Here is a 24963-nt window from a genome sequence, read left to right as displayed (position 1 = left end):
TCAGATCAAGCCGGCCAGGATGCCCACACCCGATATGGCAGCGATGCCGCCAGCCGCACGCGCCACGAAGGCGCCCTGGCGTCCACCGGCGCGGCCGACGACGTAACCAAGGGCAAGGCCTGCGCCGTGCAGCAGCGCGGTCGCGATCATGAAACCGGCGGCATAGGCGACGCCAGCCGCATTTTCCGGCATTTCGGCGCCGTGCGCATGACCGTGGAAGATCGCAAAGAGGCCGACAATGCCGAGTGCTGCGGCGAGCGGCGCCTTGACGTCGAGCGCAACGATAGCGCCGAGGACGATGACGGAAAGCGCAATGCCCAATTCAACGAAGGGAACATCGATGCCGGCAGCGCCGAGGGCGCCGCCGAGCGCCATGACAAGAACGAAGGTCGTCGGTACGAGCCAGGTGGCGCGACCGCCGAGCTGGAATGCGAAAATACCGACCATCACCATGGCGAGGACATGATCGAGGCCTGATATCGGATGGGCAAAACCATGGCTGAAACCGGCCGCGTCGCCGATGGCGGGATGGGCGAAGGCGGCGGCCGGAAGCGCTGCGGCAGCCAAAGCCAGCAGGACGCTCTTGAGTGCTGATTTCATTGCTCGATTCCCTCGTGAATTTTTGAATATCCTGCCGCCGCCGAACATCCGGCATGGCTCCAAGTCGCGCGCATCAGGCTAGTTCAAAGAGTCTGCCCGGTCAACGAGAAAGGCATAAATCACAAGGCAATTCAATTGCTTATATGATAGGCAAATGCCGCTTTCGATAGCGCATCCATCCTTCGAAGGACCTCGGCTCTTCAATTCCTGTTCCATGAGCTGGAAACAGCCCGGCACAGCGGCTATCAATCGTCCGGACGAGGCGACACAAATCGCCCGCGCGTTGGAGGAGACACTCATGACCAACACCGAACGCCCGCTGGCGATCAGCGCGCCCGAACCGCGCACGCTCGACCTGATCTTCACCGACACGGCGCGCGCCGAATTGCATGCGAAATACGAAATCGTCGAGGCCGACCCCGACAATATCGCCGGGCTCGGCGGCGACATCCTCGGCAGGGCGCGCTATATCATCGGCCAGCCGCCTCTTGCGGCGGAAACGCTGGCTGGAATGCCGGCCCTGCGCTCGATCCTCAACGTCGAAAGCAATCTCTTGAACAATATGCCCTATGATGTGCTCTTCGAGCGCGGCATTCATGTCGTGACGACGGGCCAGGTCTTTGCCGAGCCGGTTGCCGAAATCGGTCTCGGCTTCGCGCTGGCCTTGGCGCGCGGCATTGTCGATGCGGATGTGGCATTTCGCGAGGGCAGCGAACTCTGGGGCGGGGAGGGCAATAGGAGTGCGCGGCTGATCGCCGGCTCCGAGGTCGGCATCGTCGGCTTCGGCGATCTCGGCAAGGCGCTGCGCAGGCTGCTCTCCGGCTTCAAGGCGCGCATCCGGGTCTTCGATCCCTGGCTGCCGCGCTCGATCCTCGAGGAAAACGGCGTGGAGCCGGCAAGCCTGGAAGATGTGCTGACGAAGAGCGATTTCGTCTTCGTCGTTGCAGCCGTCACCAGTGAAAACAAGGGGTTCCTCGGCACAGAGGCCTTCGCCAGCATGCGCGAAGGCGCGGCCTTCATCCTGCTCAGCCGCGCCGATGTCGTCGATTTCGACGCGCTGATGACGGCCGTTTCGTCAGGCCATATCGTCGCGGCAAGCGATGTCTATCCTGAGGAGCCGCTGCCGCCCGATCATCCGGTGCGGGCCCTGAAAGGCTTCATCCGCTCGGCGCATCGGGCCGGCGCGCTCGACAGCGCCTTCAAGAAGATGGGCGACATGGTGCTCGAGGACATGGACCTGATGGATCGCGGCCTGCCGCCGATGCGCTGCAAACGGGCGGAGCGCGAGACGGTCTCCCGCATGCGCTCCAAACCAGTCGCAGTGAATTAGAGCATGTCGCGCAAAAGTGTGTAAGCGGGTTTTGCGCCAACGACATGCGGAAGAACAAGGACCTAAAGCGCGAGGGCCGACTCTGAAAGATCGCGACGCGCTTTAGACCAGGAAAGGCGCGCCACTCAGGCGGCGCGCTGCTCCGTGCCCTGGATCGCGGCGAGCTTCCAGTCGCCGCTCGGCTTGCGCACGAAGGTCCATACCTCGGTGCTTTCGCTCGGGTGGCGATCGTCGCCGGAAACGACGCGGCCGCTGTTGCGTTCGACCATGGCATCGATCGAGGAATAGCGCATGGCGAGTGTCGCATAGTCCTGACCGTCCTCGCGCCAGGCCTCGGCGATATCGCCGTGCAGCAGCTTGACATCGGAAACGCGGTTGCGCACGCCGTTGGTGGCGTTTTCGCCGAGCTCCTCGGCAAGGTAGGACATCGCCTCGGGCGTCGTCAGGCGGCGCAACGTGCCGTAATCCTCGGCACCGTAAGCGGTCTGAACGCCGGTCAGCAGTTCCTCGAACTGGTCGAGATCGGCCTGCGCCAGCCCGATCTCATCGCTCGGGCGGTTGCCGCGCGAGGACGAACCCGAACCCGCGCCCGAACCGATCGCCGGGATCTGGAAGGACGAATTGCCTGCTGGCGACATGCCGTAGGACTGGGCGTAGGATCGGCTCTGACCGCCGACGCCGTAGGAAGGCTGTCGGCGGTTGGCGAAATAACGCATGGCGAGCATGACGGCACCGCCGATCAAAGCGATCTGCAGGAGCATGCCGAGGAAGCCGAAGCCGCCGCCGAAACCGTGACCGAGCAGCATGCCAAGCAGGCCGCCGGCAATCAGGCCGCCGATCATCGAACGGCCGAAGCCGCCGAAGAGACCGGGACGCTGAGCGCTGAAGGGCTGCTGCGCGGTTGCAGGTGCCGTCGTCTGCGGACGGGGCGTCATCGACCGTTCGATCGGCGCGGCAGGCGCAGGTGCCGTGCTGGTGATCGGAGGAGCCTGGAAGGTGCGCGTACCGCGGCTTCCGAAACCGCCGCTGCCGGCCCGGCGCGCCTCGGCACTGTCGAGGGAAGCAAAAACGGTAGCGCTCGTCAGAGCGGCAATGGCCGCAAACTTGGCAAAACGCGAAATGGCACCCGGCATTCTTGATCTCCTGTCATGCGCAATCACGGCATGTCAGGAGACATATAGGTACACTTTCCCGGGTTTGAAGCTCTTCGGCTCCATTGCTGTCACACGCCTACTGGCAGACGTCGACCCAGCTGGCGCCGGTCAGCTCGGCCAGCCGCCCGGTTTCGATGCGCACGGCCGAATTCGTCGAGCCGGCCGCCGGCACGACTTCATCGAAACGTTTCAGAGAGATGCCGCAATAGATCGGCAGCGGCGAGGGCAGGCCGAAGGGGCAGACGCCGCCGACCGGATGGCTGGTGACGGCCACGACTTCCTCGGCATCGAGCATGCGCCCCTTGGCCCCGAACGTGTCCTTGAACTTGCGATTGTCGAGCCGCGCCGTGCCGCCGGCAACGACCAGCATCATCTGCTCGCCGACACGCAGACAGATCGTCTTGGCGATCTGGGCGGGTTCGACGCCGTGGGCTTCGGCGGCAAGCGCCACCGTCGAGGAGCTCTCGGCGGTTTCGATGATTTCGATATCGGGCGCGTGGGCACGGAGGAAAGCGCGGACGGATTCAAGGCTCATGGGATGAACGTGCAAAAACGATGATCGGAGGATGCGGAAGGCGATGGATACCGAAATGCAGGCATCCTTCCGTAACTTAAAGTTCCAGCTATTTCAATCGAAGCGTGGCTCGGTCGCTTGGTGATGGTGGGTTCGAATTCCATCCGGAAGATGGACCTCATGGCCAATGAGAAGCAGAAGCCGGCCGGGATGATTTCGCCTTGAAACCATCTCGGCCGGATATTGCCAATATCGGCAAGGAAGCCGATCTATTCGTCTGATAAAGCGAGGTCGCGGCGCACCCATGGTGGAAAGAAGCCCAAGCTGTTCACCATGCGACGACGTTTCCGCCGGGCAATGATGGTTGCGACGAGAATCTCCCGAAAGCTAAATCGCGAGCAAAGCTCGCTCATGGATGTCGCCAGGCTGTCGCCGGCGTGCTGATTGTTCATGATCAATCGCGGTCAGAATCTGAACCGCCCTTCTCTCAAGCCTGAAGAGCGCAACGCCATGTCGCGCGGACGTCGCCGTGCCAAAACGCTGCGTGCGAAACGGATGCCGTCTTCGGATGGTGAAGCTTGAAAGGTCTCGGATTGAATCGAGGCAGGGAGCTTCGGAAGCCTATGCCAAAGAGGCGTTGGACGAGGAAATATCTGTCATTGCACGCCTCCGTTGTTGAATTGCTCCGGCAGCAATTATTAGCCGATCGACGAAAGACAGGCAAGAGCGAAACGCGGGCCGGGAGTGCCATTGTGGCGAGACCCGTGGCGATGGATGGACCTTGCCCAGCGCTATCGGCATCGATATCGACCGGCAGCTGAAACTGACCCTTTCATCGGCATTGACCACGTCGAGAAGATCGTCATAATAATTTTTGCACACGTGCTCAATTTTGTCATTCGGTCGTTACATCAACCCCCTAGAGCGGACATCGTCACGTTTTCGTGGGGTTTCGGAGCGGCCATCATCAGCAGTGCTGACCCGCCAAGAGGCTTCACACTGCTCTTCCAGGGAGACGAAGAAGATGACCATTTTGCCGACACTGAAATCCCTCACCATCGCGGCCGCCATCCTGGCCTCGACCTCCGCTTTCGCCTTCGCCAAGGACGTTACCATCAGCGTCTGGGCAGGCGGCACCGGCCCGAACGACGTCTATCGCCTCGACGCTATCGAGATCGCGGCCCAGCAGCTGCAGCGCCAGGCCGCCCTCAAGGGCGAAGACCTGAAAATCACCGTCGAGAAGAAATCCTATTCGGCCTGGGAGGACTTCAAGCAGGCGCTGACGCTGGCTGCAGAAGCCAAGACCGCGCCCAATATCGTCGTCAGCGGTCATGAAGACATCGCGCCCTGGTCGCAGGCCGGCCTCATCGTTCCGATCGAAGATTACGTCGATCTCGACTCCTGGCCGCTCAACGGCATCTACGAAAACCTGCTGCAGATCGCCTCCTACAATGGCACCGTCTACGGGATTCCGCAGGATGCCGAATCCCGTCCGATGTTCTTCTGGAAGCCGTACATGAAAGCGATCGGCTATAGCGACGCCGATCTCGACGCGCTGCCGCAGAGCGTTCAGGACGGCAAGTACACCATGAAGAACCTGCTCGAAGACGCCAAGAAGATGCAGGACAAGGGCCTCGTCCAGCCGGGCTACGGCTTCTATCCCCGCACCAGCAACGGCCCTGACTACTGGCAGTTCTACACCAGCTTCGGCGGCACGATGGAAGAGGGCGGCAAACTCGTCTTCGACAAGGCGGCGATGACGCGCACCTACCAGTTCTTCGCCGATGCCGTTAAATCAGGCGTCACCAAGAAGAACCACATCGGCATGCCGGGCGACCAGTGGTGGAAGGAAGTCGCCACCGGCAAGGCCGGCATCTGGGACGGCGGCACCTGGCACTATGCCCGTCTCGTCAACCAGGAAGGCCTCAAGGACTTCTTCGGCAACGTGATCTTCACGCTGATCCCGGCCGGCGAAGGCGGCAAGGCCAACACGCTGACCCATCCGCTCGTCTACCTCTTGACCGCCGGTCACGACAAGGAAGACACCGACATCGCCGCCCAGCTGATCACGATCGCCTCCGAGCCGCGCATCAACGCGCTGCATGCAGTCAAATCGGCCCATCTCGGCATCTCCGAGGCAGAATCCCAAGTCGATTTCTACTCGGCCGACCGCTGGACCCGCGAAGCCACCGAACGCCTGCTGCCGCATGCCAATGCCATGCCGAACAATTCCGATTTCGGCACCTATTGGAACATTATGTGGAAGAACCTCCAGGCATCCTGGACCGGCGACAAGACCGTCGATGCCGCGGTCAGTGATGCCGAGAGCGAGCTAAAGAGCACGCTCGGCGACAAGATCGTCATCCGCTGAAGCATTCCGCCGGGCGGCGGCAACCCCGCCGCCCGGCCGGTCCCGCGAGGAGGCTGCCATGAAATCGTCCAGAACACTCGGACTGGTGATGATCGCGCCCGCGGCGATCATGATCGTCCTGTTCTTCCTGCTGCCCGTCGTTCTGACGGCGGTTTTCTCAATGACCAATATGACGACCGCGACCGGCATCTCCGGCGGTGTCTACCAGATTGCGCCCAATTCCCTGATCACGCTGAAATCGGCGATGCCCGACATCGCCGCCGAGATTTCCGAGCCGCGCTACGCGATCGATGAAGCCGGTCTCAAGGCCGTGGAGGGCCTCGGGCTCGCGCCGGGGATTGCCGGCGAATTGCGCGCCAAACATACGGGCGAGGTGTTTGCGACCCGCCGCGACGCTGAGCGGATGATCAAGGATCTTTCCGAGAGACCTTCGACACGCGACGTCAAACAGATCTCCGAACAGTTCAACCGCTCCGTCGTCAACACACGTTTCGACAGCAAGGAGCAGCTGTTTTCGGCTCTTGATACGCTGGGCCTCAAGCTGACGCCGGAACAGAAGGAAACCGTCGCCACGGCCACCTATACCGGCTGGACCTGGACGACCGACAATTTCTCGCGCCTGGCCACCTCGCCCGACATGGCGCGCGTGCTCTTGAATACCGTGCTCTACGTCGCCCTGGTACTGACGCTTTTCAACGTCGGCTATGCGCTGCTGCTGGCGATCTGGACGCATTACATGCCGCCGGGACCGGCCTCGATCTTCCGCGGCATCTGGCTGCTGCCGCGCATCACCCCCGTGGTCATCTATGTCCTGCTGTGGAAATGGCTCGCCTGGGATAGCGGCTTCATCTCCATCCTGATGGGCAAGTTCGGCTATCCCCCGAAGAACTACCTGCTCGACACCGCCTATCATGCCTGGTTCTTCGTCGTGCTGATCAACGGTTTCATCGGCGCCTCGATGGGCATGCTGGTTTTCTCTTCGGCAATGAAGGCCATTCCCAAGAGCCAGTTCTATGCGAGCGAGGTCGACGGCGCCTCGCGCTGGCAGCAGATCCGCTACATTATCCTGCCGCAGATGCGCTGGCCGATCCTCTTCGTCACCTGCTACCAGACGCTGTCGCTGCTCGCCTCCTTCAACGAGATCCTGCTCGCCACCAACGGCGGACCTGGTAATTCGACCGAGGTCTGGGCACTCGCCGCCTATCATACCGCGCTCAGGAATTATGCCGGCAACCTCGAATATGGGCTGGGCGCCGCCATGGCGCTGGTGCTCGTCGTTATCGGCGTCACGCTGTCGCTGCTCTATCTGCGCGTCTTCAACTACGGCACGCTCGTCGCCAAGCCCCTGATCGAGGATTGACCATGGCCGAACGATCGCAGCCCTCGGCAAATTACAGCAGCTGGCCCGTTATATCGGCACTGACGATCGTCAGCCTGCCGCTGCTCTTGATGTATGTCTATCTCTTCCTCGACACCGTGACGGTAAAGCAGCCGGACGCCTTGCTGCCTTCGGGCCTGACGCTCGATCACTGGCGTTTCCTGTGGCAGACGACGCCGGGCAAGGCCAACATCTGGCAGGCGACTGTGAATACGCTGCTCTTTGCAGCCTGCACCACCAGCGTCGTGCTCATCGTCTCGTCGATGGCGGGCTACGTGCTGTCGCGACTGAATGTACCGGCGCGCGGCTTCTTCCTTGCCGGCGTCATGGTGCTGCATGCCTTCCCGTCGGTGACGCTGATCATCGCCATCTTCATCGTGCTGCAGATGATCGGCCTCTACAATTCGCTGATCGGCGTGATCCTGGTGAAGGCGGCGATCGACCTGCCGCTCGGCATCTGGCTGATGAAAGGCTTCTACGACACCGTGCCCTGGGAAATCGAAATGGCCGGCGTCGTCGACGGCGCCTCGCGTTTCCGCGTCTGGCGCAGCCTGGTACTGCCGCAGGTCAAGCCCGGCATCATGGCGCTCGGCCTGTTCTCCTTCCTCTCCGGCTGGGGCGAATTCATCCTGCCGCAGGTGCTGGCGCCCGGCAACCAGGTACAGGTGCTGTCGGTTTATCTCGCCGGCTTCCTGGTCGATGACAACAATTATGATTTCAACATGTTCAAGGCGGTCGGCATCTTCTACTTCCTTCCGGTTCTGATCGCCTACGCACTCTTCAACAAATACCTCATGAACATCTACGGCGGCGGGAGCAAAGGCTGATGCGCATCCTCCTCGACAATTTCTCGAAGAGCTTCGGCTCCACCAAGGTCATCGAGAACATGCAGCTCGAAGTCGGCGACGGCGAGATGCTGGCGCTGCTCGGCCCTTCCGGCTGCGGCAAATCGACGACGCTTTTTGCGGTCTGCGGCATTCACCGGCCGACCGGCGGACGCATCCTCTTCGGCGATCGCGACGTGACGGACCTGCCGAGCCAAGCCCGAAATGTCGGCGTCGTCTTCCAATCCTATGCACTCTACCCGCACATGACGGTCGCCGAGAACATCGGCTTTCCCCTGAAAGTGAAGGGCGTCAACCCCGCCGAAATCCGCAAGGAGGTCGAGCGCATTTCCGGGCTTGTTCACATCGACAACCTCATAGAACGCCGTCCCGCGCAGCTTTCCGGCGGCCAGCAGCAGCGAGTGGCGCTCGCCCGCGCATTGATCCGCAAGCCCGACGTGCTGCTGCTCGACGAACCGCTCGCCAATCTCGACGCCAAGCTGCGCCTCGAAATGCGCTCGGAAATCCGCCGCCTGCAGCGCGAGACCGGCATCACCGCCATTCTCGTCACCCATGACCAGGTCGAGGCGATGAGCATGTGCGACCGCATCGCCATCATGAAGGAAGGCGAGATCGTCCAGATCGCCACGCCGGCCGAAATGTACAACGATCCGAAGACCGCCTTCGTCGCCGGCTTCCTCGGAAATCCGCCGATCACCTTCCTGCGCGGTATCATGGACAAGGGCGCCTTTGTCATCCCCCAAAGCGAAATCCGCGTGCCGCTGCCCAGTACCATCGGCACCGCCGAGGGCACGAGGCTGATGCTCGGCGTCCGGCCGGAGCATTTCACTCCGGCGGGCGACACACCCGTCTCCGGCAAGGTCACCTTCGCCGAAACGCAGGGCCGCGAGAACCTCTACGACGTGGCGCTTGCCGGCGGGCCGCTGCTGCGGTCGATCCAGCCGGTGCGCAACGACATTCACGTCGGCGACGAGGTGCACTGGGCGATCGACAGCCGCGGCGTGCTGGTCTTCGATGAAAATGGCGGGAGGCTCTGATGACCCGCGATTTCTCGGCATTTTTCACCCGCTACGGCTGGCCGGCGGCCAAAGGCCGGCTTCCCTTCTGCATCGGCCATCGCGGCGCCAGCGGCCACGAACGAGAGAACACGATCGCCGCCTTCCGGCGCGCTGCCGAACTCGGTGCTGAGATGTGGGAGCTCGACACGCAACTGACCAAAGACGGCGTGGTCGTCGTTTCGCATGACGACCATCTCGAACGCGTCTTCGGCATCGATCGGCGCATTTCCGAAATGACGGCCGCCGAGCTTGCCGCCCTCGACGGCGTCGATGTGCCAAGTTTTTCGGAGGTAGCCGCTCTCGGCCGCGAGACCGGGACCGGCCTCTATGTCGAGCTCAAGGCCCCCGGCACCGGCCTGCGCTGCTGGCGCGATCTTGCCGAGATGAACCAGCGTTTCGCCTGCCTCGGCTCTTTCGATACGGCGCAGGTGCGCGAACTCAGGGACGCAGGCTGCGATTTTCCGCTTTCGGTGCTGATCCGCGTCGGCCACGATCCGCATGCGCTGGGCGACGAGGCCGGCGCCGATATCCTGCATCTCTGCTGGGAAAGAGCAGGCGAACGTCCGCAGGATCTGGTAACCGACACGTTAACGCGTCGCGCTTTTGCGGCGGGCCGCGAGATCGTGCTCTGGCACGAGGAGCGGCCGGTCGTTCTCGATGACATCATGAAACTGCCGGTTCTCGGCATCTGCACGGATCTGCCCGATCTGATGCGACCGTCGGTAGAGAGGGAAAAAGCAGTTGGCAGACAAGGATAAGGGACCGCGCAAGGTAACCTCCTTCGACGTGGCGCGTGTGGCCGGTGTCTCGCGCGCCGCCGTGTCGCGCGCCTTCACGCCGGATGCCAGCGTCTCGCCGAAGACGCGCGAGAAGGTCTTCGAGGCCGCCAAGAAACTCGGCTACCGGGTGAACTATCTTGCCCGAAGCCTCACCAATAAACGCTCCGATCTGGTCGGCGTCGTCGCCGCCGGTCTCGACAATCCGTTCCGGACGCTGCAGATCGAGAATCTGGCCAGAGTGCTGATCGCCCGCAATTTCCGCCCCATCCTGCTGCCGACCTCGCAGGAGGCGGATACCTCGACCGTCATCGGCCAGCTGCTGCATTACGCCGTCTCAGGTGTCATCGTCACCTCAGACGCGCCGCCGACCGAGATTTGCGAACAATGTGCGGCCGAGGGCGTGCCGATCGTGCTGATCAACAAGGGCGACGATATCCCCTTCGTCGATCGCATCATCTCCGACGATCGCATGGCCGGCCATCTCGCCGCCACCCACCTGATCGAAAGCGGCGCGCGAAAGCTCGCCGTCATGGCGGCCCCCGCCATATCCTATACGGCGCGGCGGCGCAGCGAAGCGTTCCTGGGACGCTGCAGGCAGCTCGGGGTCGAAGCGCAGATGCTGCCGGTCAGGATCAACGATTATCGGAGCGGCTACGACGCGGCAGCCGACCTTGCCGCATCCGGCATCGATGGGCTGTTCTGCGCCAACGACTATATGGCCTGCGGCGTGGTCGACCGGGCCATGCAGGGCCGCAGCCGCGACGATGCGCCGCCGATACGCATCATCGGTCATGACGATATTCCCCAGGCGAGCTGGACCGCCTACGATCTCACGACCATCCGCCAGCCCTGCGATATCCAGGCCGAACAGACCGTCGATCTGCTGATGAGCCGGATCGCAGAGCCGGACTTGACGGCGCGTGTCGAATTCACGCCGGTGACGTTGATAAAAAGAAGGACTGCCTGATGAGTTCCGCATTTGATGCCGCCGCCATCCGCGCCCGATCAGAGGTCGCGATGTCAGTCGCCCTCGAAGTCGGACGGGAAGCGGCCCGGTTTCGGCGCGACTCCAATCCCGGTACGCTTGCCGTCGAGAACAAGGGATTGCAGGATTTCGTCACCATCGCCGACAGAAAGGCCGAGCAGGCGATCCGCGATGCGCTCATCTCGCGCTTTCCCGACGACACTTTCATGGGCGAGGAGGGCGGCGGAGGATCGGGCGGAGCCGGCACCTGGGTCGTCGATCCGATCGACGGCACGACCAATTATATCAGGGGCTTGCGTCACTGGGGCGTCTCGATCGCCTTCGTCGCCGGCGGCACGGTCGAGATCGGCGTGGTCTACGATGCCACCGCGGACAAGGTCTTTCACGCCGTTCGCGGCGGCGGGGCTTTCAAGGACGGGCTTCCGGTCCATGCGGCTGCGACCGCCGATCCAGCCCATGCGCTCGTCATTCTCGGCCATTCCCGCAAGACGAGCTTCGACGACCACCTGGCGCTCCTGCGGCGCCTCCACGAGCGCGGCATGGACTACCGCCGCATGGGCGCGGCCGCTATCGACCTCCTTCGTGTCGCCGAGGGTGCTGCCGATCTCTATTACGAGCGCCATCTCAACGCCTGGGACATGCTTGCCGGCGCGCTGATCGCCGAAGAGGCCGGCGCAATGGTGGCAATGCCCGATGTCGACAGGCTGCTTGCGCAGGGCGGACCCGTCATTGCCCACGCGCCCGGGCTTGCTAGCGAATTCGCCTTCATTCTCGACATCGAGGGGCTCTAGAGACTCCTGTCTCAGAGAATACTGCGAACTTTGTCGGGAAGCTGCGGAACGCCGTTACGCCACAACGCGATTGCGGCCGGTCTTTTTCGCCGTGTAGAGATTCTGATCGGCGATCGCCAAAATCTCGTTCGGAGACTTGGCAGACAGGGTGCTGGCGACACCGATGCTGATCGTTACACGCAGCCCGTTGCAGATCTCCGACCAGTCCCATTGTTCAACCGCCGAGCGCAGCCTCTCGCAGACATCGGCCGCCCCTCGCGGAGCGCCCGCCAGCAACACGACGAACTCCTCGCCGCCGAAGCGGATCGCCTGATCGGTAACTCGCAACTGGCTGCGCAATATGGTTCCGATGGCACTCAGAACCTGGTCGCCGATCATGTGAGAGAAGTTGTCGTTGACCGACTTGAAGTGATCGACATCCAGCATCGCGATGGAATAGGGGCGCTTCTCGGATGTCAGCTCCTTAAAGCGGCTGTCGAGATATTTGCGGTTATAAAGCCCGGTTAGCGCGTCCAGATAGACGGCACTGGCAAGGATATCGGTTTCTTCCTGCAGCTTCTGATAGGAGGCTTCCAGCGTATCCGCACGCTTCGTTTCCGTTTCGGCAACTTCCTTCAGCCGCTTGGTTTCATAGTAGATTTCGGCCAGCCGTGTGCGCTGCTGGGTTCTTTCGGCACTGTTCTGCAGGTAGGCTTGGTGGTATTTTTTGTGGGCCTCCAGCGCCAGATCGAACTGCCCCAGCCCTTCATGCGCCTGCGACAGATAAAAGTAGATCTGGATATAGGAATCGAAACTGCCGCCCTCGCCGATCAACTCCATCGCCTCGAGCAGCAGCGAGCGGGCGTCCGCGAATTTTCCATAATTGATGTAGATCTGACCCAGGGTGTAGAGATATTGCTGCCTGTCCCTGACATAGCTGTTTTCTTGAAACAGCTGATAGCGCTCCATGCACTGGAGCGCCTTTTCGTGCTCACCGATATGGCTGTAGTAATCGGCGTTGTTGCCGAGACAAATGCGGGCTGCCCAGCTGTCGCCGGTCTCGATTGCGATGTCGAGCGCCTGGTCGGTCAGCTCAAGCGCGCGCAGCAGCAGCCGGCGTCCTTCCTCCGGTTTGCCGAGGGCTTGGGCAATATATCCGCTCTCCGAATGAGCGCCGCCGAGATTGACGAGCCACCAGCATTCATAGGTTTTGTCGCCGATCGATCTGGCAAGTTCGACGGACCGCTCGCTCATCAGGATCGCCCGGTCAGGCTGCTTGTTGTACCAGAAGATAATTCCAATGACGTTGGTCGCCAGGCTTTGCGCCTTGGCGTCTGCAGCCTTGTCGGCCAGATCAAGCGCGCGGGTGGCTTCTTCGATGGCTTCCTCCGGCAAGCCCAATTCCAGGAGCAGCCATCCGAAATAGGCCCGGGCATAGGCCTCCTGCCTGGACTCCCCGTGCAATTTCCAGAAGTCTACCGCCCGCCGGACATGCGCCAGTCCGAGTTCGGCCTTGCCGGTCTGAAAACAGTACCAGGCAATGTCGGTGTCGCATTGGGCAGCAAGCCAATCGTCGCCACGCGCCTTGGCATCGACCAGAATTTCGTCAGCGAGCGTCAGTGCCTCGACCGAACGGCCTGTGCACCCCAGATGCCACGCTTCCTGTAAGCCGAAATTTACTTGTTGAGCAACTGCTACAGCATCAACGACTTGCATATCGAACACCAACGTTTGTCTGGCGGAGATCGATAGCATCAGAAGTTTAAAATGATGCAAACTGCCAAAACATGCGAACAAGCCCTGTCTCAATCGAAGAAATAAGCGATTGAAACCCGCTCGCACCTTTCGGCACGATGCTCCAACACCCCGCCAGTCAGCCCGCCATGCGGCGTTCCCAGGCGCGCTCGGTCGCCGGCGCCTCGTCGGTGGTGACCTGATCCGGCTTCAAAGCCATCAGCGCCCGGAAATTCCGCCATTCCTCTTCGCTGAAACCGACTTCAGGATTCTTGAGCGTAAAAGTCCAGGCATCGACGCGTTTGCCTTCGTCCCGGCAGAGCGCGATCATGTCGAAACCGCCATTGGCGGCATCAAGGATCAGCGGCCAGTGAAGATAGATCGTATCCGGTTCGGTCGGGCCGCGCAGGTCGGCGCGCAGTTCCATCTCGACAGCCTTCCAGCCACCGGTCTGCCTGAGATCATAGAGCTTGTCCGTGGAATCGATGCCGCGCAGTAGATGGGGAAGCTTCTCCTTGACCGCGACGATGAGGTCGAGACTGCCGCTGCTGACGATCACCGAGGCGGAGATATCTCGGAAATGCGCGGCGAGATGCTCGATACCCTTGGCGCCGATCGCCTCGTAATCGTCCTTGATGTCGAATTGCAGCAGCGCGGCCGGGTGGGCCGATTGCAGCATGGCGGCGAGGTTCTCGCTGAGGATCAGCGGCCGGTCGCCCTCCTGCATCCTGATATCGCGGAGATCGCCGATGCTCTTTTCGGCGATCGGTCCGTGCCCGGTTGTTTCGCCATCGAGCTCTTCATCATGCAGCACGACGAAACCGCCATCGGCGCGCACACGCAGATCGAGTTCCATCGAGGCGCCCGCTGCAAAACCCTCCGCCATCACCTCGGCAGAAAACAGCGGATCGGCAAATCGTTTGCGCAGCCGGTGCCATTTCAGGCGGGTGCGATGCCCCTCATGCGAAATCTCCAGGCCCTGCGCATCCAGCAATCTCGTCATCTGTACCAAGTCTCCGTGATGCCACTCTCCTGCCTCGACGCGCCGGATTTATCAAGAGGCGGATACGGTTCAGCGGCTGTAGACCGCGGATATTGCCTCCGCGGCGGCGGCGATATCGCAGGCATGACCGGTCTGCCTGAGGGCCGCGCCATAGGCCACGACATTCGAGAGAACCGTCTGGAACGAGGCGCGCTGACCCGTGTGGTTCAGCCGCACCAGACGAGCCGGCGCAGTCCCGACACCTTCGGTCAGCTCAACGCCCAACCGTCCGGCGGCTGCAATCAGCGCCGCCGGCGCCAAGCCCTCCGGCACCGGCACCGCCGTCACCAGGTTCGACGCCCTTGCTGCCGGCACCCAGGCGCCGACGCCGAGCGCGGTCAGCCCCGCCCGTGTCGCCGATGCCGCCTGCGCGTGGCGGGCGACGATATTCTCCAGGCCTTCGGCTTCGATGCGGTCGAGTGCGGCCTCCAGCGCGAAGAATTCCAAGGGCGCCGGCGTTCCCGGCAGAGCCCGCCTGCCGCCGTCAAGCCACGCCTGCAGATCCGCCAATGACAGGATCGAATCACGCGGCGCGCCGTCGCTCAGGATCATATTCCAGGCGCGGCGGCTGACCGAAAGCGCGGACAGACCGGCCGGACCGCCAAGCGCCTTCTGCGGGCCGATCACCGCGATGTCGATGCCGAGATGACCGACATCGAGGCGATGGCCGCCGACGGAGGCGACCGCATCGACGACGGTGACGATGCCGTGGGCACGGGCAAGCGCCAATATCTCGGGCAGCGGGTTGAGGATACCGCTCGCCGATTCCGCGTGAACCACAGCCAGCACATCGATCTCGGGCCTGGCGTCGAGCGCCCTGGCGACGGCCTCGATTTCGATCGGCAGTCCCGGTTCGGCGACAATGTCCCGAACCGTCGCGCCGCCCCGCCGCAACCATTGCCCGAACCAGCCGCCATAGGGGCTGGTGACGATGTTGAGGGCAGAGAGGCCGGGGCGCGCAAGGCTGACCGCAGCAGCTTCCAGCGCCACCACCGCCTCGGCCTGCACCAGCAATATATCGCTGCGGCTCTGCAAGATGCCGCCGATCCTGTCGGCGAGGGCGCCGTAGCGTTCCGCCGGATAGGAGGGGACGCCGTGCAAGGGATTCCAAGCGGGGTCGAACATGGACATCTCCTTCAGGGGGGATCGATCACGAGACGCGGAACGGCTGCAACAAGGGCGCGGGCGGCCGCCGATTGCGGCGCGGCAACGACTGCGGTTGCCGGGCCCGTCTCCACGATCCGCCCACCATCCATGACGGCGATGCGATGGGAGACGGCGCGGACCACGGCAAGATCATGCGAAATGAACAGGCAGGCAATGCCCTGTTGCTTCTGCAGATCGACCAGAAGTTCGAGGATCCTGCCGCGCACGGTGACGTCGAGCGCCGAGACCGCCTCATCGAGCACCAGCAGCGACGGCCGTGTGGCAATCGCCCGGGCAATCGCCACACGCTGGCGCTGGCCGCCGGAGAGCGCGCGGACCGGCCGGGCGGCATGATCGGCGGTCAGGCCAACCCGTTCGAGAAGCATGGCGATCTCGCCGGCACGCCGGTCTTTCGGCACGACCCCGTGGATGCGCAAGGGATCATCGAGCGCCGAACCAACCGTCGCCAGCGGGTTGAAGGCAGCCAGCGGATCCTGAAACACCATTTGCATGCGCGCCCGTTTGCGGCGCAGGGCGGCCCCCTTCATCGTCAGCCACTCCTCTCCCTCAAAGCGGATCGACCCGGCGTCACAGGAAAGAAGCCGCAGCAGGATACGTGACAGCGTCGATTTTCCGCTGCCCGAGGCACCGACGAGGCCGAGCGTTTCCCCGGCTGCGATCGTCAGCGAAACATCGTCGAGAGCCGTGATCCGACGGGCCGTCGACGAAAAGCCTTTCGCAATCTTTTCGATGGAAAGCAGCAGGCTCATGGGGACGCCTCGGCGATCAGCGGTGGCGTGGCGAGGTCGCGATGGCTGGCGACGAGGGCCGCAGTATAGTCGCTTTTCGGCGCCGAAAGCACCGAACGGACGGGGCCTGCCTCGACGAGGCGCCCATCGCGGAAGACGGCGATCCGGTCGACGAAGCCGGAGGCAAGCGCGATGTCGTGGGTGATGAAAAGCAGCGTCATGCCCTTCTCGCGCACCAATCCATCGAGCAGGCGCACGATCTCGGCCTGAACCACGACGTCAAGTGCGCTGGTCGCCTCGTCGGCGATCAGCAGCGCCGGCCTTGCAGCAATTGCCGCCGCGATCGCCACGCGCTGGCGCTGGCCGCCGGAAAGCTGGTGCGGAAAGGCCCGCATCACCCTGCCGGGCTGCGGCATCCGCACCCGTTCGAGCAATTCCTCGGCCCTGATGGAGGCCCGTTTCCAGCCGAGGCCGAGATGGTGCCTGGCGCCCTCGGCGATCTGCTCGCCGATCGTCAGCACCGGATTGAGGCTCGTGCCGGGGTCCTGGAAGACGAAGCCGAAATCGTGGCCCGGGCGGGGCGGATGGCCGAGTGCGGGCCAGAGCATCTCGCCGCCGACTTTCGCTCCATCAGGGAGCAGACCGGCGAGCGCACGGGCGAGCGTGCTCTTGCCGGAGCCGCTTTCGCCGACGATCGCCAGCCTTTCACCGACCTTGATATCGAAATCGACACGGTCGAGCGCCGCGACAGCGTTGCCGCGCGCATAGGTGACCGAAAGCTGCCGGAGGCTGCAGAAAATGCCGCTCATGCCGGCCTCCCGCCGTCATCGCCAAGCGCCTTGCCGAGACCCTCGCTGAACAGATGGACACCGAGCACCGTCGCGGCAAGTGCGGCACCCGGGATGACGGAGAGATAGGCGGCCGATCGCAAGACGCTGCGTCCCTCGGCGATCATCGAACCCCAGGTGGCGATATTCGGATTGCCGAGGCCAAGAAAGGAAAGTGCCGCCTCGGTGAGGATCGCGCCGGCGACGATGGTGGCAGACAGCGCCAACACGGGCGGCAACGCATTCGGCAGGATTTCCCGGAAGGCGATCTCGGCAGGATGCATGCCGATCACCCTTGCGGAGGCGACATAATCCTGCTCGCGGATCGCCAGCACCTGCGCTCGTGTCAGCCGCGCCGGATCGGCCCAGGCGCCGAGCGCGATGGCAAGGACGATCACAGGCGTCGAGATGCCGATGGTGCTGACGAAGGCGAGCGCCAGCAGGAAGCCCGGCATGATCTGGAAGGCGTCGACCACCCGCATCAGCGCCTCGTCGACGATCCCGCCGGCAAAACCGGCCGCCATGCCGACGCAGAGCCCGAGGATCATCGCCGAAAACGCCGCAGCGAGGCCGACGGCAAGCGAGGTGCGCGCGCCGTAAACGAGGCCGGCGAGCACGTCGCGGCCCAAGCGATCCGTACCGAGCGGAAAAGCCGGATCGGTGAACGGCGGAAGCAGTGCCCGGCCGGCAATCCTCAGCGGATCGCCCGGCGAGATGATGGGAGCGAAGAGCCCGGCGAGAAGCAGAACCACAAGGATCGCAAGCCCGGCCACGCCTTCCGGCGTGCTGAGGAGGCGCCGGAAACGGCTCATGCGCCGCCCTCCGACGCGCCGATGCGCGGGTCGAGCGAGGCATAGACGAGATCGACGAGGAAATTGACCGAAATGACGAGGACGGCGCTGGTGACGATAATGCCCATCAACAGCGGCGCATCGCGGCCGTTGACCGCCTCCTGCGCCAGCCGCCCGAAACCCGGGATCGCAAAGACGCTCTCGATCACCACGCTGCCGCCGAGCATGGCGGCCGATTGCAGCCCGAGCATGGTGACGAGCGGCAACAGCGCGTTGCGCGCCACGTGGCGCAGCACGATGCGGCTGCGCGACAGTCCTTTGGCGCGGGCGAAGAGCACGAAATCCAATTTCCAGGCCTCGACCATGCCGGTGCGCATCACCCGCAGGAACAGAGCGAGATAGATCAAAGCGAGTGCGCCGACCGGCAGAACCAGATGAGCCGATATGTCGAGCGCCCGAGCGAGGCCCGTCCTGCCGGACGCGATCGTCTCGATGCCGGCGATCGGAAACCAGCGCAGCCTCACCGAAAAGGCGATGCTGAGCACGAGGCCAAGCCAGAAGCTCGGTATGGCATAAACAACAAGCGAGCCGATCGACAATAGCCGGTCCCGTGCGCTGCCCGGCCGAGCGCCGGCGAGGATGCCGAGCGCCGAGCCGAGGCCGAAGGAAAGTGCGGTAGCACTGCCCATCAGCAGCAGCGTGTTGGGCAGGCGTTCGGCGATGAGTTCGCCGACTGGCCTGTTGAAGGCGACCGACCAGCCGAGATCGAACCGGGCCAGTGAGGAGAGATAGAGCCAGAGGCGGGCAAGCATCGACTGGTCGAGGCCATAGCTCTCACGCAGCGACTGTCTCAGTGCCGCATCGCCACCACCGATCGAGCCGAGATAGGCATCGACGGCGTCGCCTGAGGCGGATTCGAGCAGGAAAAAGGTGAAGATCACCACGATCAGCAGCACCGGAATGGCGCTGATCGCCCTGCGCCGCAGGAGGAAGATTGCACGTTTCACGCCGGACAGAGCCTCCGGAAGAGAATTGCCGCCGATCCTATCACGATTGCAAAGCGGTATCGCCCCAGTTCGAGACGGCCCAGCGCGGATTGTTCGAGACGTTGAGCACGGTGTCACGGGCGACGGTGATGAAGCCCCACTCCGCGACGTTGATCAGCGGCAGATCGGCCACGACGAGCTGCTGGAACTTGCGGTAGAGATCGGTGCGGGCCGCCGTATCGACGGTCTCGGAGGCCTGTTTGATGATCTTGTCGAGCTCCGGATTGACGTAGCCGCCCTGGTTGGAGAAGGGCACCCCAGCAGGCGTGCCGGATTGAACGAGAATGGTGGTGGAGATTGCCGGATCGCCGCGGAAGACCGGCGGACCGACGGCAAGGTCGAAATCGTGATCTGTGTAGACCGCCTTCTGGTGCGCGGCCGCATCGGCATTGACGATCTCCGCATCGATGCCGATCACGGCGAGCGCCTGGCGAAGATAGTCGCCGAACTGCCGGGTCTCGTTGAAATAGGGCGCGGGGCGCAGCTTCAGCTTGAAGCGGTTGCCGTCCGCGCCTTGCTTGTACCCTGCCTTGTCGAGAATATCGTTGGCGGCGGCAGGGTCGAAATCATAGGTCGCGACATCTGAGGTATAGAACTCCGGCGCATTCTTCGGCACCGGGCCTGTGGCGGCGGCGGCATAACCGAGGAATATCGTGTCTACCACGAATTTCTTGTCGATCGCCTGCGCAATCGCCTGGCGGACCCTGAGGTCGGCAAGTTCCTTGCGGCGGTGATTGATCTCGACGACGAGCTGGTAGGTCAAGGCCTCATAACCCTTGGAGATCACCTTGATGCCCTCGACCTTGGAGATGCGGTCGAGATCGGCCAGCGGCACCGCCGAGAAGGCGGCAAGCTGGATTTCGTCGGCTTCGAGCGCCGCACCCGCCGACGCGCGGTCGGGCAGCACGCGGAAGACGATCTCGTCGAGCTTCGGCTGATCCTTGTCCCAGTAGTTCTCATTGCGCGCCAACCGGTAATATTCGCCGGGCTTGTATTCGGCGAAGGTGAAGGGGCCGGTGCCGACGAGCTTGTTGTTACCAGGATTGGTGGCAATATCGCTGCCGTCGAAGACGTGCTTGGCGACGACGCTGGTGACGACGGGCAGGGCATTGCGGATGAGCTGGAACGGCGTCGGCTTGGAGAAGCGGAAGATGGCGGTGTAGTCGTCGGGCGTATCGACGGCCTCCAGATTGGCGAAGACCAGGCGGCCGAGATTTTGTAGCGGCTTCCAGATATTGAGGGCGGAAAAGGCGACATCGACCGAGGTGAACGGCTTGCCGTCATGCCAGGTGACGCCGTCACGCAGCTTGAAGGTGACGGAGAGGCCGTCGGGCGCCCCCTCCCAGGACGTGGCAAGACGCGGCGCAAGCCCGTCCTTGCCGTCGAACGAGGCTTCGGCCAACGGTTCGATCACCTTGCTGGCGATGAAGAAAACACCGTTCGAGGCGACAATGGCGGGATTGAGATTCTTCGGCTCGGAATCGGCCGCGACGACCAGTCGACCACCCTTTGGCACATCCTGAGCAAGAGCTTGCCGAGCGAGCGCCGTCGAAGCGAGGAGCAGGGCGGTGCCCTTCATCAGTGTGCGCCGCGAGATAGATGGTACGGTCATGACCCCTCCTGATCGATCGAATTCCGAGCGCCCATATTCAGGGCGAAATGCCGATTGTCATAGAGGTTAGACTCTAAACCTCGGACATCGCGAGACATTTTTTGTCACCCAGCCATTATTCGCTCAACCATTGGCCGCAAAACGGGTGGGCTCTTTGAAGAGATCGCGATAGGCCGCGCCCGGATGCGGCGCGACGAGACGCGGTCCGGCGCCCCCAAGCTTTTCCCGTAGCGTTCCCTTCGCATATTCTTGCTTGTAGACGCCGCGTTTCTGCAATTCCGGCACCAGCAGGTCGACCGCATCCTCGAAACTCTCGGGCGTCACGGCATAGGCAAGGTTGAAGCCGTCGACATCGGTGTCTTCGACCCATTCCTGCATCAGATCGGCGACGGTCTGCGGCGAGCCGACGAAAACCGGACCGAACCCGCCGACGCCGACCCAGTCGGCCATTTCGCGCACCGTCCATTCCTTGGTCGGGTCGATGGTGGTGAAGGTCTCGACGGCCGATTGCACCGCATTGGTATGGCGGTGGCGCAGCACCTCGTCCGGCCCGAACTGGCCGAAATCGATACCGGTCCAGCCGGAGATCAGCGTCAGTGCACCCTCGAAGGAGGCGTATTTGCGGTATTCGTTGAATTTCCGCTGCGCCTCCGCATCCGTCTCGCCAAGAACGACGGTCTGCAGGTTGAAGGCGAGGATTTCCCGCGGGTTGCGGCCGGCGCGCTCGGCCGCCTCGCGGACATTGGCGACGTAGCGTTTCAACACGGCTTTCGACGGCGAGGCGACGAAGATGCATTCGGCATGGGCGCCGGCGAAATCCTTGCCGCGGCTGGAGGCGCCGGCCTGGTAGAGCACCGGCGTGCGTTGCGGCGAAGGTTCGCTCAAATGGATGCCGGGCACGTTGAAATGTCTGCCGGAATGACCGATCGGATGAACCTTGTCGGGGTGAGTGAAGATGCCGGCTTCCCGGTCGCGAACGACGGCGCCATCCTCCCAGCTGCCCTCCCAGAGCTTGTAGCAGACCTCCAGATATTCCTCGGCGAGATCGTAGCGATCATCATGCTTCGTCTGCGCCGGCTGGCCGATGTTCAGCGCACCGCTGTTGAGATAGGAGGTGACGATATTCCAGCCGACGCGCCCCTTGGTCAGGTGGTCGAGCGTCGAGATACGGCGGGCGAAAGTATAGGGATGCTCGAAGGAGAGCGATGCCGTCAGGCCGAAACCGAGATGCTCGGTCGCATAGGCCATGGTCGGAATGAGCTGCAGCGGATCGTTGACCGGCACCTGCGCCGAATGGCGAAGGGCCGCATCGACATTGCCGTTCAGCACATCGTAGACGCCGAGCACGTCGGCGATGAACAGCCCGTCGAACTTGCCTCGCTCCAGCGTCTTTGCCAGATGCACCCAGTAGTCGAGATCCTTGTAGGTCCAGGACTTGTCGCGCGGATGGCGCCAGAGCCCCGGCGACTGGTGTCCGACGCAATTCATGTCGAAGGCGTTCAGCCTGATTTGGCGGGTCATGTCTTTCTTCCTTGGAATTTAAGGATTGCTGCGGCCGAGGCCGTAGGTCAGCGCCAAGGCGCCGACGAGCACGGCGCCCTTGACGAAATCCTGGGTGTAGTAGGGAGCGTTCAGCATGGTGAGGCCGTTCAGAAGCACGCCGACGAAGACGGCGCCGGCGATGGTGCCGAGCACGTTCGGACGGCGCAGATTGAGAACGGCAAAGCCGATCAGCGCGGCGGCGACCGAATCCATCAGCAGCGAGCCGCCGGAGGAGATGTCGCCGCGCCCGACGCGGGCGGCAATGACGATGCCGCCGAGCGAGGCCAGCGTGCCCGACAGCACATAGGCGAGGGTCTTCAGCCTGACGGTCGAGGCCCCTGCGAGCCGGGTGGCGACCTCGTTGCCGCCGGTCGCAAACAGCAGCCGGCCGATGCGGGTGCGTTCGGTGAGCACGAAGAGCGCAACGGCAACCGCCGCCATCAGCACCACGGAAACGGGAAGGGTGCCGAGGATGCTGTAGCGGCCGATCAGCAGGAAGGCCGGGTCATAGGCCCCGGTCGCCTTCGTGCCGTCGGGCAAGGTGAGGCCTGCTGAAATCGACCGGCCGGCCGTCGGGATCAGCTGCAGGCCGGAAAGCAGGAACATCATCGCCAGCGTCGCCAAAAGATCGGGCACCCTCAAGCACACGATCAGGAAGGCGTTGACGAGGCCGATCAGGGCGCCAAAACCGAGCACCAGCGGCACCGTCGTGTAGACGTCGAACTGCCAGACGATCATCGCGTAGCTTGCCGCCATGACGCTTGATGCGGCGACCGCGCCGATCGACAGGTCGAAGCCGCCGACAGCAAGCGTGACGGTGACGCCGGCCCCGAGGATGGCGACGACGGACACCGCCTGCAGGATGCTCATCAGATTGGCGATATTGATGAAGGCGGGCTCGGCGATGGTGAAGCCGACGACGAGAGCCGCAAGCAGAATGAACACAGCGCCCGCCCGCAACAAGGCCCCAAGAGCGGCGAGGCGGCCGCTCTCGGCTTCAGGCAGCGTCTTTGCCCGCGTGCTTGCCTCGGAAAGAGTGTCGTTGTCGATCGTCGTCATGCGGAAATTCCCTGAATGGCGGAAAGAGCGGCAAAGCCGCCTGCAGCGGATTCCAACACGTGGCGGTCGATGACCAGGATGCGGTCGGCCACCTCATACGCCTCCTCCGGATCGGAGGTCGCGATCAGCGTCGCCCGGTCGGTGCGGGAACGGATTGCCCGGATGATGTCATGGCGGGCGCCGACGTCGACGCCCTGGAACGGTTCGTCGAGCAGCAGCAGCCGGCTTGGTTCTGCCTCCCAGCGGGCGATCACCGCCTTCTGCTGGTTGCCGCCGGACAGCGACCAGATCGAAGCGAGCGGGCCGGCGGCCTTGATGCCGAAACGGGCAATCGCCTGCTCGGCCTCGCGCCGCTCCCGTCCGCCGAGGAGAAAACCGTGGGGATACCATTTGCCGAGATGCGGCAGGCTGATCGTTGCTGACAGCGAATGGCCGGGCCATGCCGGCGGCATCAGCGAGGAACGATGCCGGTCTTCGGCCGCCATTGCGACACCCGCAGCGATCGCTTCGGCCGGGTTTTTCGGCCGGTAGGGACGGCCATCGAGAAACATCGCGCCACGGCGAAGCGCCGTCACGCCGAAGATCGCCTGCAGCAGCCGGCTCTTGCCGGCGCCGAGCACGCCGGTGACCGCCACCACCTCGCCTTCGTGCAATGACAGATCGAAGGTCGCACTTCCGGGCAGCAGGCTGATATCGCGCATTTCGAAAATCGCCGGCCCCGCCGCGGGCCGCGCATCCGGCCGCGCCGCATCCAGCCTGCGGCCGATCATCGTCTCGATGGCGACCGAAAAATCGATTGGCCGCGCGAAGGTGCCGACGACACGACCGCCGCGCATGACGAGCGCGCGGTCGGCGATGGCTTCGAGATCGGCTGTGCGATGAGAGATATAGAGGATTGCCAGGCCCCGCTCGCGAAGCTTGAGCAGAATATCGAAGAGGCGGCGGCTTTCCTCTCCGGAAAGGCTCGCCGTCGGCTCGTCGAGGATGAGGAGGTCGGCGCGGTTGGCAAGCGCCCGGGCGATTGCCACGAGTTGCCGGTCGGCGCTGGTGAGTTCGCCGAAATCACGATCGAGCGGCAGGCTGAAACCGGCAGCATCGAGCATGGCCTGTGCGGCGTGGCGAATGCCGGCGCGCGAGACGAAGAAGGGCGTACTGCGATCGGCGAACCGGTTGAGAAGCAGGGCATCGGCGACGGTCAATCCGGCGGCGCCGACCAGATCGGTCGACTGATGCACGGTGACGACGCCGGCTCTTGCCGCTTCGGCCGGACTGCGCGGCGCAAAAGGGCGGCCGTCGAAACTGACCATGCCGCCATCGGCCGCAAGCACGCCGGACAGGATCTTGACCAGCGTCGATTTGCCCGCCCCGTTGGCCCCCATCAGCGCCACGATCTCGCCACGCTCCATCGAAAGAGCGGCACCGGCAAGCGCCCGTGTCGAGCCGAAGCTGCGGGTGATGTTGTCAATCTGAAGAAGCGGCATCGATCGTGTCCGGGGCTGCATTTGTATCGGGAGTGTGCCCTGTCCGGGCGGTCGAACTCCAGGCACGCCTTTCCCTTGCGAACTGTCTGCGGGAAACAAAGAATCTCCCGCAGCCGGTAAAATCGGATCATTTACTCTACTAAAAACATA

At 63.3% G+C, this 24963-nt stretch carries 22 protein-coding genes; 8 read left to right on the top strand and 14 right to left on the bottom strand.

The window, feature by feature from the left end; genetic code table 11:
- On the bottom strand, positions 1-600 hold the full coding sequence (locus RHEC894_RS22470) for a HupE/UreJ family protein (protein WP_085739222.1): 600 nt from the start codon (positions 598-600) through the stop codon (positions 1-3).
- A 298-nt stretch (positions 601-898) separates the two neighbouring features.
- On the opposite strand from RHEC894_RS22470, the gene RHEC894_RS22465 reads away from it, so the two are divergent.
- On the top strand, positions 899-1930 hold the full coding sequence (locus RHEC894_RS22465) for a hydroxyacid dehydrogenase (RefSeq protein WP_085739221.1): 1032 nt from the start codon (positions 899-901) through the stop codon (positions 1928-1930).
- 125 nt (positions 1931-2055) lie between these two features.
- On the opposite strand, the gene RHEC894_RS22460 is transcribed toward RHEC894_RS22465, so the two are convergent.
- The gene (locus RHEC894_RS22460; protein WP_085739220.1) at positions 2056-3063 is read right to left on the bottom strand and encodes a Tim44 domain-containing protein; all 1008 of its coding nucleotides are present in this window, start codon (positions 3061-3063) and stop codon (positions 2056-2058) included.
- A 97-nt stretch (positions 3064-3160) separates the two neighbouring features.
- Positions 3161-3619, bottom strand: a complete 459-nt coding sequence (locus RHEC894_RS22455; RefSeq protein ID WP_085739219.1) for a YbaK/EbsC family protein — start codon at positions 3617-3619, stop codon at positions 3161-3163.
- Between the two features lie 1003 nt (positions 3620-4622).
- On the opposite strand from RHEC894_RS22455, the gene RHEC894_RS22450 reads away from it, so the two are divergent.
- From RHEC894_RS22450 to RHEC894_RS22420, 7 genes are read left to right on the top strand one after another with little or no spacing between them, the layout of a single operon-like run.
- A complete protein-coding gene (locus RHEC894_RS22450) occupies positions 4623-5969 on the top strand; it encodes an extracellular solute-binding protein (protein ID WP_085739218.1) in 1347 nt (448 codons plus the stop codon).
- Positions 5970-6027: 58 nt separating this feature from the next.
- On the top strand, positions 6028-7329 hold the full coding sequence (locus RHEC894_RS22445) for a sugar ABC transporter permease (protein ID WP_085739217.1): 1302 nt from the start codon (positions 6028-6030) through the stop codon (positions 7327-7329).
- Between the two features lie 2 nt (positions 7330-7331).
- Positions 7332-8174, top strand: a complete 843-nt coding sequence (locus RHEC894_RS22440) for a carbohydrate ABC transporter permease (protein ID WP_085739216.1) — start codon at positions 7332-7334, stop codon at positions 8172-8174.
- Positions 8174-9229, top strand: coding sequence for an ABC transporter ATP-binding protein (locus RHEC894_RS22435; protein WP_085739215.1), 1056 nt, complete (start codon positions 8174-8176; stop codon positions 9227-9229). The genes RHEC894_RS22440 and RHEC894_RS22435 overlap by 1 nt, the downstream gene beginning before the upstream one ends.
- A complete protein-coding gene (locus RHEC894_RS22430; RefSeq protein ID WP_085739214.1) occupies positions 9229-10008 on the top strand; it encodes a glycerophosphodiester phosphodiesterase in 780 nt (259 codons plus the stop codon). Before RHEC894_RS22435 ends, RHEC894_RS22430 begins: the two co-directional genes overlap by 1 nt.
- Positions 9992-10996, top strand: coding sequence for a LacI family DNA-binding transcriptional regulator (locus RHEC894_RS22425; RefSeq protein ID WP_085739213.1), 1005 nt, complete (start codon positions 9992-9994; stop codon positions 10994-10996). The genes RHEC894_RS22430 and RHEC894_RS22425 overlap by 17 nt, the downstream gene beginning before the upstream one ends.
- Positions 10996-11805 (top strand): inositol monophosphatase family protein, encoded by an 810-nt coding sequence (locus RHEC894_RS22420; protein ID WP_085739212.1) that lies wholly within the window; start codon positions 10996-10998, stop codon positions 11803-11805. The genes RHEC894_RS22425 and RHEC894_RS22420 overlap by 1 nt, the downstream gene beginning before the upstream one ends.
- A gap of 54 nt (positions 11806-11859) precedes the next feature.
- Here RHEC894_RS22420 and RHEC894_RS22415 read toward each other — a convergent pair whose 3' ends face one another.
- The 11 genes from RHEC894_RS22415 to RHEC894_RS22365 form a co-directional block, all read right to left on the bottom strand.
- Positions 11860-13500, bottom strand: a complete 1641-nt coding sequence (locus RHEC894_RS22415) for a tetratricopeptide repeat-containing diguanylate cyclase (protein WP_206427932.1) — start codon at positions 13498-13500, stop codon at positions 11860-11862.
- A 157-nt stretch (positions 13501-13657) separates the two neighbouring features.
- Entirely contained in the window at positions 13658-14521 is an 864-nt protein-coding gene (locus RHEC894_RS22410) for a glycerophosphodiester phosphodiesterase family protein (RefSeq protein ID WP_085739210.1), read from the bottom strand.
- A gap of 69 nt (positions 14522-14590) precedes the next feature.
- Positions 14591-15685, bottom strand: coding sequence for an aminotransferase class V-fold PLP-dependent enzyme (locus tag RHEC894_RS22405; protein WP_085739209.1), 1095 nt, complete (start codon positions 15683-15685; stop codon positions 14591-14593).
- An 11-nt stretch (positions 15686-15696) separates the two neighbouring features.
- A complete protein-coding gene (locus tag RHEC894_RS22400; RefSeq protein WP_085739208.1) occupies positions 15697-16476 on the bottom strand; it encodes a dipeptide/oligopeptide/nickel ABC transporter ATP-binding protein in 780 nt (259 codons plus the stop codon).
- Entirely contained in the window at positions 16473-17264 is a 792-nt protein-coding gene (locus RHEC894_RS22395) for an ABC transporter ATP-binding protein (RefSeq protein ID WP_085739207.1), read from the bottom strand. The genes RHEC894_RS22400 and RHEC894_RS22395 overlap by 4 nt, the downstream gene beginning before the upstream one ends.
- The gene (locus RHEC894_RS22390) at positions 17261-18094 is read right to left on the bottom strand and encodes an ABC transporter permease (protein ID WP_085739206.1); all 834 of its coding nucleotides are present in this window, start codon (positions 18092-18094) and stop codon (positions 17261-17263) included. Before RHEC894_RS22390 ends, RHEC894_RS22395 begins: the two co-directional genes overlap by 4 nt.
- Positions 18091-19080 (bottom strand): ABC transporter permease, encoded by a 990-nt coding sequence (locus RHEC894_RS22385; protein ID WP_085739205.1) that lies wholly within the window; start codon positions 19078-19080, stop codon positions 18091-18093. Before RHEC894_RS22385 ends, RHEC894_RS22390 begins: the two co-directional genes overlap by 4 nt.
- Before the next feature lie 40 nt (positions 19081-19120).
- On the bottom strand, positions 19121-20731 hold the full coding sequence (locus RHEC894_RS22380; RefSeq protein ID WP_085739204.1) for an ABC transporter substrate-binding protein: 1611 nt from the start codon (positions 20729-20731) through the stop codon (positions 19121-19123).
- Positions 20732-20854: 123 nt separating this feature from the next.
- Positions 20855-22252: an LLM class flavin-dependent oxidoreductase gene (locus tag RHEC894_RS22375; protein ID WP_010067452.1), complete on the bottom strand. Its 1398-nt coding sequence runs from the start codon at positions 22250-22252 to the stop codon at positions 20855-20857.
- An 18-nt stretch (positions 22253-22270) separates the two neighbouring features.
- Positions 22271-23332, bottom strand: coding sequence for an ABC transporter permease (locus RHEC894_RS22370; RefSeq protein ID WP_085739203.1), 1062 nt, complete (start codon positions 23330-23332; stop codon positions 22271-22273).
- Positions 23329-24813 (bottom strand): sugar ABC transporter ATP-binding protein, encoded by a 1485-nt coding sequence (locus RHEC894_RS22365; RefSeq protein ID WP_085739202.1) that lies wholly within the window; start codon positions 24811-24813, stop codon positions 23329-23331. Before RHEC894_RS22365 ends, RHEC894_RS22370 begins: the two co-directional genes overlap by 4 nt.
- Between the last annotated feature and the right edge of the window lie 150 nt (positions 24814-24963).

It is taken from the genome of Rhizobium sp. CIAT894, assembly GCF_000172795.2.
GTDB lineage: Bacteria > Pseudomonadota > Alphaproteobacteria > Rhizobiales > Rhizobiaceae > Rhizobium.
The sequence above is the reverse complement of the archived record's forward strand: the minus strand, read 5'-3'. Positions and strand labels throughout refer to the sequence as shown.

What these genes read in the sequence shown, in the direction of transcription:
- RHEC894_RS22470 (WP_085739222.1), bottom strand. Translation starts at nt 600, where the DNA reads ATGAAATCAGCACTCAAGAGCGTCCTGCTGGCTTTGGCTGCCGCAGCG.
- RHEC894_RS22465 (WP_085739221.1), top strand. Translation starts at nt 899, where the DNA reads ATGACCAACACCGAACGCCCGCTGGCGATCAGCGCGCCCGAACCGCGC.
- RHEC894_RS22460 (WP_085739220.1), bottom strand. Translation starts at nt 3,063, where the DNA reads ATGCCGGGTGCCATTTCGCGTTTTGCCAAGTTTGCGGCCATTGCCGCT.
- RHEC894_RS22455 (WP_085739219.1), bottom strand. Translation starts at nt 3,619, where the DNA reads ATGAGCCTTGAATCCGTCCGCGCTTTCCTCCGTGCCCACGCGCCCGAT.
- RHEC894_RS22450 (WP_085739218.1), top strand. Translation starts at nt 4,623, where the DNA reads ATGACCATTTTGCCGACACTGAAATCCCTCACCATCGCGGCCGCCATC.
- RHEC894_RS22445 (WP_085739217.1), top strand. Translation starts at nt 6,028, where the DNA reads ATGAAATCGTCCAGAACACTCGGACTGGTGATGATCGCGCCCGCGGCG.
- RHEC894_RS22440 (WP_085739216.1), top strand. Translation starts at nt 7,332, where the DNA reads ATGGCCGAACGATCGCAGCCCTCGGCAAATTACAGCAGCTGGCCCGTT.
- RHEC894_RS22435 (WP_085739215.1), top strand. Translation starts at nt 8,174, where the DNA reads ATGCGCATCCTCCTCGACAATTTCTCGAAGAGCTTCGGCTCCACCAAG.
- RHEC894_RS22430 (WP_085739214.1), top strand. Translation starts at nt 9,229, where the DNA reads ATGACCCGCGATTTCTCGGCATTTTTCACCCGCTACGGCTGGCCGGCG.
- RHEC894_RS22420 (WP_085739212.1), top strand. Translation starts at nt 10,996, where the DNA reads ATGAGTTCCGCATTTGATGCCGCCGCCATCCGCGCCCGATCAGAGGTC.
- RHEC894_RS22415 (WP_206427932.1), bottom strand. Translation starts at nt 13,500, where the DNA reads ATGCAAGTCGTTGATGCTGTAGCAGTTGCTCAACAAGTAAATTTCGGC.
- RHEC894_RS22410 (WP_085739210.1), bottom strand. Translation starts at nt 14,521, where the DNA reads ATGACGAGATTGCTGGATGCGCAGGGCCTGGAGATTTCGCATGAGGGG.
- RHEC894_RS22405 (WP_085739209.1), bottom strand. Translation starts at nt 15,685, where the DNA reads ATGTTCGACCCCGCTTGGAATCCCTTGCACGGCGTCCCCTCCTATCCG.
- RHEC894_RS22400 (WP_085739208.1), bottom strand. Translation starts at nt 16,476, where the DNA reads ATGAGCCTGCTGCTTTCCATCGAAAAGATTGCGAAAGGCTTTTCGTCG.
- RHEC894_RS22395 (WP_085739207.1), bottom strand. Translation starts at nt 17,264, where the DNA reads ATGAGCGGCATTTTCTGCAGCCTCCGGCAGCTTTCGGTCACCTATGCG.
- RHEC894_RS22390 (WP_085739206.1), bottom strand. Translation starts at nt 18,094, where the DNA reads ATGAGCCGTTTCCGGCGCCTCCTCAGCACGCCGGAAGGCGTGGCCGGG.
- RHEC894_RS22380 (WP_085739204.1), bottom strand. Translation starts at nt 20,731, where the DNA reads ATGACCGTACCATCTATCTCGCGGCGCACACTGATGAAGGGCACCGCC.
- RHEC894_RS22375 (WP_010067452.1), bottom strand. Translation starts at nt 22,252, where the DNA reads ATGACCCGCCAAATCAGGCTGAACGCCTTCGACATGAATTGCGTCGGA.
- RHEC894_RS22370 (WP_085739203.1), bottom strand. Translation starts at nt 23,332, where the DNA reads ATGACGACGATCGACAACGACACTCTTTCCGAGGCAAGCACGCGGGCA.
- RHEC894_RS22365 (WP_085739202.1), bottom strand. Translation starts at nt 24,813, where the DNA reads ATGCCGCTTCTTCAGATTGACAACATCACCCGCAGCTTCGGCTCGACA.